The 6,888-nt window shown below is 66.2% G+C and carries 6 protein-coding genes; 3 read left to right on the top strand and 3 right to left on the bottom strand.

Features of this window, described 5'->3' with window-relative positions; genetic code table 11:
* Positions 1–311: hypothetical protein (locus V7Q48_RS18185; RefSeq protein ID WP_333840664.1), on the top strand; the 311-nt coding region annotated here is incomplete at its 5' end.
* Between the two features lie 40 nt (positions 312–351).
* On the opposite strand, the gene V7Q48_RS18180 is transcribed toward V7Q48_RS18185, so the two are convergent.
* Complete coding sequence (locus tag V7Q48_RS18180) at positions 352–936, bottom strand: TetR/AcrR family transcriptional regulator (RefSeq protein ID WP_333840661.1); 585 nt, start codon at positions 934–936, stop codon at positions 352–354.
* A gap of 75 nt (positions 937–1,011) precedes the next feature.
* On the opposite strand from V7Q48_RS18180, the gene bdcA reads away from it, so the two are divergent.
* Positions 1,012–1,725 carry an SDR family oxidoreductase gene (gene bdcA, locus V7Q48_RS18175; protein WP_333840659.1) on the top strand — a complete coding sequence of 238 codons (714 nt, stop codon included), beginning with the start codon at positions 1,012–1,014 and terminating at the stop codon, positions 1,723–1,725.
* Between the two features lie 94 nt (positions 1,726–1,819).
* Here the strand turns inward: bdcA and V7Q48_RS18170 are convergent, their stop codons facing one another.
* The gene (locus tag V7Q48_RS18170) at positions 1,820–3,400 is read right to left on the bottom strand and encodes a cryptochrome/photolyase family protein (RefSeq protein WP_333840657.1); all 1,581 of its coding nucleotides are present in this window, start codon (positions 3,398–3,400) and stop codon (positions 1,820–1,822) included.
* A 5-nt stretch (positions 3,401–3,405) separates the two neighbouring features.
* Positions 3,406–5,586, bottom strand: coding sequence for a primosomal protein N' (locus tag V7Q48_RS18165; RefSeq protein WP_333840655.1), 2,181 nt, complete (start codon positions 5,584–5,586; stop codon positions 3,406–3,408).
* Positions 5,587–5,861: 275 nt separating this feature from the next.
* Between V7Q48_RS18165 and V7Q48_RS18160 the strand changes: the two genes are divergently transcribed.
* Positions 5,862–6,674 carry a PAS domain-containing protein gene (locus V7Q48_RS18160; RefSeq protein ID WP_333840653.1) on the top strand — a complete coding sequence of 271 codons (813 nt, stop codon included), beginning with the start codon at positions 5,862–5,864 and terminating at the stop codon, positions 6,672–6,674.
* The last annotated feature ends 214 nt before the right edge of the window (positions 6,675–6,888 follow it).

The raw sequence follows: 6,888 nt of genomic DNA, 5'->3' as shown, positions 1-6,888 counted from the left end.
ACCCCAGCCCCGCCGCCCGCCTGCTCCGCGCGCTGCTGGCGCTTGCCGGCCACCACGCCAGCCTGATCGACCACCGCGAGCGCCCCTGGGCCAGCGTGACCTTCTCGGGCGCGCGCCACACCGTGGTCCTGCGCTTCACCGGCTGGGAAGCCTGCGACGACGGCGAACGCCTCGTCGCCGTCCTGCCCGACCACGCCTTCAGCATTCCCGGCCTGCTGGTCGCCGACGTCACCGTGACGCGCACCGACGAAGCCCTCGTGCCCGAACGCACGCTGGAGGTGGAGTGCGATTTGCTAGTGCTGGATGAGTGAGGGGGCCGTTTGGCTGAAGAGGCCCATAATGCTCGCCCAGTCAGAATACGGTTCTCAACGCTGCCGCCGCAAGGCGTGCGGTAGCGAGCAGTTGGCTTAAATCGTGTCCGTTGCGCGCCTTCGCAGATAGTCCAAACATCGTGGTTGCCACGAAATCCGTAAGCCGATCCGCTTCGTCAGGATGACGCTCAGCAATATATTTGCGGATCACGTCCTCCGAAGCGAGATTGTAGGCAAGCGCTGCCTCCCGTGCTTCCTGGTCGGTGCAGCGCGTACCCTCGACAACAAGGCACCCGCCCGCGTCCGGCGTGTTCGCATAAAATCGGGCGGCCGCCTCCAGAGTTGCTGCAAGACTTTCCTCGACTGGCCGATCAGGTCGCAGAAACTGACCAAGCGGAAGCGCGTCCTTGCCAGAATATCGCTCCAGCACGCGATCGTAGAGCGCCCCCTTGCTGCCAAATGCCGCGTAGAAGCTGGGCGGATTGATGCCCAAGGCTTGCGTGATGTCGCTGACACTGACCGCGTCATATCCTTTTGCTGCAAACAGGCCCTGTGCGGCTGCGACGGCCTGTTCGAGATCGAACCGCCGCGGACGGCCGCGCGGTCGCGATATTTTTGTATCCATCGCTACACATATCCTTGACGAAATTGCTTGGTCATTTATGTAGCGGTCCATACATAACTCTACAAGGATGGTGTCATGACTGGGTTCGACAAAAAGTCCGTACTGGTCCTCGGCGGCAGCCGTGGCATCGGAGCAGCGATCGTGCGGCGATTTGCCAAGGACGGTGCGCAAGTGACGTTCACTTACGCCGGATCTCAACAGGCAGCAGAGGCATTGGCTGCGGAAACGGGAAGCACCGCTGTCCAGACCGACAGCGCAGACCGTGACGCGGTCATCGCCCGCGTCCGTGACAGCGGGCCGCTGGACGTGCTCGTCGTCAATTCAGGCTTTGCCATCTTCGGCGATGCGCTGGAACAGGACCCCGACGAAGTGGATCGGCTGTTCCGCGTCAACGTCCACGCACCGTATCATGCTTCGGTCGAGGCAGCGCGGTCGATGCCGGAAGGCGGGCGGATCATCATCATCGGTTCGGTGAATGGCGACAGGATGCCGATCGCCGGCATGGCATCCTATGCGTTGAGCAAGTCCGCACTACAGGGGTTGGCGCGAGGATTGGCGCGCGATTTCGGGCCGCGCGGCATCACCATCAACGTGGTGCAACCCGGACCGATCGATACGGATGCCAATCCGGCCGACGGCCCGATGCAGGAACTGATGCACAGCTTCATGGCCATCAAGCGCCACGGCCGGGCCGACGAGGTCGCGGGTATGGTCGCATGGCTGGCCGGCCCGGAAGCCAGTTTTGTGACCGGCGCAATGCACACCATCGACGGCGCATTCGGCGCATAACTGCCACTCGCGGACACGGTTGCTCGCAAGCAACGCGACAGCACAGGATGGGCAAGGCGTCGGCCAAGTGGTCAGAAAACGCAAGGCCGCCGCCCTACCCCCGCGCCCACCCCTTCCCCGCCGGCTCCAGCGTCGCCAGAAACGCATCGGCGCTGTCGATGTAAGCCTGCTGCTTTTCCTCGGCCATGCGGCGCCAGGTGGCGTAGGGGTTGGCGAGGCGGGGGTTGCCGGAGAGGCGCTTTTCGTTGCGGGAGAGGAAGTGCCAGTAGAGCGCATTGAACGGGCAGGCGTCTGGGCCGGTCTTTTTCTTCACGTCGTAGCGGCACCCGCCGCAGTAATCGCTCATGCGGTTGATGTAGGCGCCGCTGGCGGCATAGGGCTTGGACCCCAGCTTGCCGCCGTCGGCGAACAGCGCCATGCCGATGACGTTGGGCATCTCTACCCATTCGTAGGCGTCGGCATAGACGACCAGGAACCAGTCGCTGACGTCCTGCGGCGAGAGGCCCGCGAGCAGCGCGAAGTTGCCCATCACCATCAGGCGCTGGATGTGGTGGGCATAGGCGGTGTCGCGCGTGACGCGCACGCAATCGGCCACGCAGGCCATGTCGGTCTCGCCGGTCCACCAGAATTCGGGCAGCGGGCGGTCCACCTCGAGCCGGTTGGCACTGGCAAGGTCGGGCATAGTCAACCAGTAGATCCCGCGCACATATTCGCGCCAGCCGATGACCTGGCGGATGAAGCCCTCGACCGCCTCGATCGGGGCGCGGCCCTCGCGCCATTCGGTCTCGGCGCGGCGGCACAGGTCGACCGGGTCGAGCAGGCCCATGTTGAGCGCGGGGCTGATGACCGCGTGGTACATCGTATCCGCACCGGCCATCATCGCATCCTGATAGCGGCCGAACAGCGGCAGGCGCTCTTCGAGGAAGCGGTCGAAGGCCTTGTTCGCCTGCGTGGCGGTGACCGGCCAGTGAAACGCGTCGAGGCTGCCGAAGTGATCGGCGAAGCGCGCGGCGACGAGGTCGATCACGTCGCGCGTCACCGCGTCGGGACGGAAGTGCGCCGGGCTGGGCGGACGGCATTCGGCGTCAGGGCCGCCGCGGTTCTCGGCGTCGTAGTTCCACTTGCCGCCGGCGGGCTGGTCGCCGTCCATCAGCAGCCCGGTGCGGCGGCGCATCTCGCGGTAGAAGTATTCCATGCGCCATTGCTTGCGCCCCGCCGCCCAGGCATAGAAATCGGGCAAGGGACAGACGAAGCGCGTGTCGGGCAGGACGCGCACGCGAATGCCCAGCGTCTCGCGCCAGTCCTCGATCATCGTCCTGACGCGCCATTCACCCGCCTCGGTGACCTGCACCCCGCGCGCGCCATGGCGCTGCACCGCACGCGCCACTTCGCCCGTGAACGAGCCGGTGTTGCCGGGATCGTCGAGCTTCACGTAGTCGACGGTGAAACCCCTCGCCTCCAGCTCGGCGGCGAAATGGCGCATTGCGGCGAAGATCATCGCGATCTTGGCCTTGTGGTGGCGCACATATTGCGTCTCGTCCCAGACCTCCATCATCAGCACGACGGTGTCGCCTGGCGCGCGATCGGCGAGGCTGGGTAGGTCATGGCTGAGCTGGTCGCCCAGCACCGGGACCAGAACCGGGCCGGAACCTGGCTTGACGCTGGCTTTGGTCATGCCGGTCAAACGAAGCTGTAGGGATCGATATCCACCGCGACCCTTACCCCTTGGGGAAAGCGCAACGGCTCGAGCCACTGGCGGATGACCTTCTGCACCTCGCTCGACCGCCGCGCGTTGACCAGCAGGCGGTAGCGATAGCGCCCGCGCAGCAGCGACAGCGGCGCCGGTGCGGGGCCGAGGATCATCACGTCGTCGAGCCGGGGCGCGGTGCCGCCGACCGCGCGCGCGGCATCGCGGGCCTCGGCCTCGTCCTCGCTCGAGACGATGATCGCCGCCCAGCGTCCGAACGGCGGGGCATGGGCATCGCGGCGCGCCTCGGTCTCGGCCTCGTAGAAGGCATCGCGGTCGCCGCTGGCGAGGGCGGCGATCACCGGCGCGTCGGGATGGCGCGTCTGGATCAGCACTTCGCCAGGCTTGTCGCCGCGCCCGGCCCGGCCCGCGACTTGCGCCACCTGCTGATACGTGCGCTCGGCCGCGCGCAAGTCTCCGCCCTCGAGGCCCATGTCGGCATCGACCACGCCTACCAGCGTCAGGTCGGGAAAATGATAGCCCTTCGTCACCAGTTGCGTCCCCACGATCACGTCGATCGCCTTGTTTTCGGCCTGGGTCACGAATTCGGCCGCCTTGGCCGCACTGGTCAACGTGTCTGAAGTGACGAGCGCCACGCGTGCATCGGGCAGGATCGTCGCCACCTCGTCGGCGATCCGCTCCACGCCGGGGCCGCAGGCGACAAGGCAGTCGGGCTCGCCGCACTCGGGACAGGCATGGGGCGTGGGCACTTCATGCCCGCAATGGTGGCAGGCGAGCCGGCGCGACAGGCGATGCTCGACCAGCCAGGCCGAGCAGTTGGGGCACTGGAAGCGATAGCCGCAGGTGCGGCACAGCGTCAGCGGGGCATAGCCGCGGCGGTTGAGGAACAGCAGGCTCTGCTCGCCCTTGGCCAGCCGGTCGCGCAAGCCCTCGACCAGCGAGGGCGCGAGCCAGTGGCCGCGATCGGGGGCTTCCTCGCGCAAGTCCACCACGCGGATCGTGGGCAGGCTCGCCCCGCCAAAGCGGCTGGGCAGAACAAGCCGCTCGTACCGCCCGCTGGCGGCCATCTGCAGGCTTTCGAGCGCCGGCGTGGCGCTGGCGAGCACCACGGGGATCTGCTCGAAATGGGCGCGCATCACCGCCACGTCGCGCGCATTGTAGCGCACGCCGTCGTCCTGCTTGAACGAGATCTCGTGCGCCTCGTCGACGACGATGAGGCCGAGCCGCGCGAAGGGCAGGAACAGCGCCGATCGCGCGCCGACCACGACTTGTGCGCCGCCTTGCGCCACCGCACGCCAGGCACGGCGCCGCTCCGACGACTTGAGCGAGGAGTGCCACTGCACCGGCTCCACCCCGAAGCGCTGCTCGAACCGGTGGAGGAAACTTTGCGTCAGCGCGATCTCGGGCAGCAGCACGAGCACCTGCCGCCCCTGTTCGAGCGCGGCGGCGATCGCCTCGGAGTAGGTTTCGGTCTTGCCCGAGCCGGTCACGCCGTCGAGCAGGAAGGGCGCGAAGGCCCGCGCCTCGACCGCCGCGACCAGCCGGGCGGCGACCTCGCCTTGCGCAGGCGACAGATCGGGCACGGCATGGCGCGGGTTGGCGCGCGGATAGGGGCGATCGGCGTCGACCAGCACGGGTTCGAGCAGCCCGGCATTGACCATCCCGCGCAGCACCGCGTCGGAGACCTCGGCGATCTCGGCCAGTTCGCGGATCGTCGCCTGCTGGTCGATCAGCAAGTCCATCGCCTGCGCGCGCTGCGGGGTCAGCCGCGTCGGCTCCTTGCCCGAGAGGCGATATTCGGTGACCGTGCTGCCGCCCTGCAGCGCCGCGGTGCTCGATAGCGCCATGCGCGCGACGGCGGACAGTGGGGCCAGATAGTAGTCCGCGCACCATTCGATCAGCCGGCGCAGCGGCGCACCGAGCGGCGGGACGGGCAGCACGCCCAGGATCGGGCGCAGCTTGTTCTCCGGCACGTCAGCGCTCGGCAGGCGGTCAGCCTCCCACACCACGCCCAGGATCTGGCGCGGGCCGAGCGGGCAGACCACGACATGCCCAGGCTCGACATCGAGGTGCGCGGGCACCTTGTAATCGAGCGGACCCAGCGCGGCGTTGAATACCACGCAGCGAATGCGACGAGACGGGGGCTGGGTCATTACCGCTGCATATAGGAGGTGCGCGGCGGCGCGGCAAACGGCGCCATGGCGTTGGGCTGGGCGAGCGAAGCGCGACTCCTGTTCGAAGCAATTTGCAAAACTTGCTCCAATTTGGATAAGATTCGGGAACTGCGGGCGAAAAGGAAACTTAAATTCCGTAATTAATGTAAAATCGTCGAGTTCGCCGGCTTCTTCCCCCCGGAGCATCCGTGACCCATAAGACGACATCCGCAGCCGATTTCGTTCGCAACTTCGCGCGTTGGAGAGACGCGTCGATGAGCGGCCCCGTTCACATCACCAATCATGGCCGGACGACGCACGTTCTGGTCAATGCTGATGCATTCGATGCGATGAAGGTGACGGACAGCACGCCATCCGCAGCTGAAGACAGCGCCGCGGCCATGGCGCTGGCCGATTGGGTGGAAGAAGCGGTCATTCTATGCGGCACGGACTTGCGCATCCATTTTGCCAATCGCCACGTGGCCGCGCTGACCGGCCGCCGGGTCGCATTGGCCGACACGCCCGCCCTGTTCGATACGATCCCGGAAATGCGCAACAGCCTGTTTGAAACGCACTTGCGCCGCACGCTGGCCGGGGGCGAGGCGACCTCGGCCGACCTGCCCTCCCCGTTCTTCCCCGATGCCTGGCTGCGTCTGCATACCCTGCGCGTCGGTCCGCAACTGGCCGTTATGTTCCGCGACATCACCAGCGAAGTCATGCGCGATCGGCTGGCCGATACCAAGGCCGCGATACTCGATGCGATGACCGCGCATGGCGGGGTCGACTATGCCAGGCTGTCGGTCCGCGGCACGATCGACAAGGTCAACCAGGGATTCTGCACCCATGTCGGCTTGGCCGAGGAGCGGCTCATCGGCCACCCGCTCAGCAACCTGCTCACGCTGCGTGACCGTCCGCTGCTGCGCGATGCGCTCGAGGACGTGCTGCGCGGAACACCGGACCTGCGGCTGTCCTGTACGATGGTCGCCAACGATGGCGCCAAGCTCGCGGTGCGCATCGCGCTGGTTCGGCTCCATGGCAGCTATGGCTGCGAGGGCGCAGTCGCCCTGTTCACCCACGACGCACTCTGACCCAGGCAGCCACAGATCGCGGCGGTTTTTTCCACCTAAATCAGAGCAATCGATTGTAAAGACGAAGTTAACGAAGCTTTAGAACTTTGCCCAGGTTATGCTGACAAATCACCAACTTTTACGTATTTTCGCTGATCGCATCGCTTGAGCCTTTTTCCAGCAGCGGCTTGCCAGCATGCAGGCATGACGACGCTGCTCCCCCCGGCCGTTAGAC

It is taken from the genome of Novosphingobium sp., from assembly GCF_036803765.1.
Taxonomy (GTDB): domain Bacteria; phylum Pseudomonadota; class Alphaproteobacteria; order Sphingomonadales; family Sphingomonadaceae; genus Novosphingobium.
This window is presented reverse-complemented; position numbering and strand designations above follow the sequence as displayed.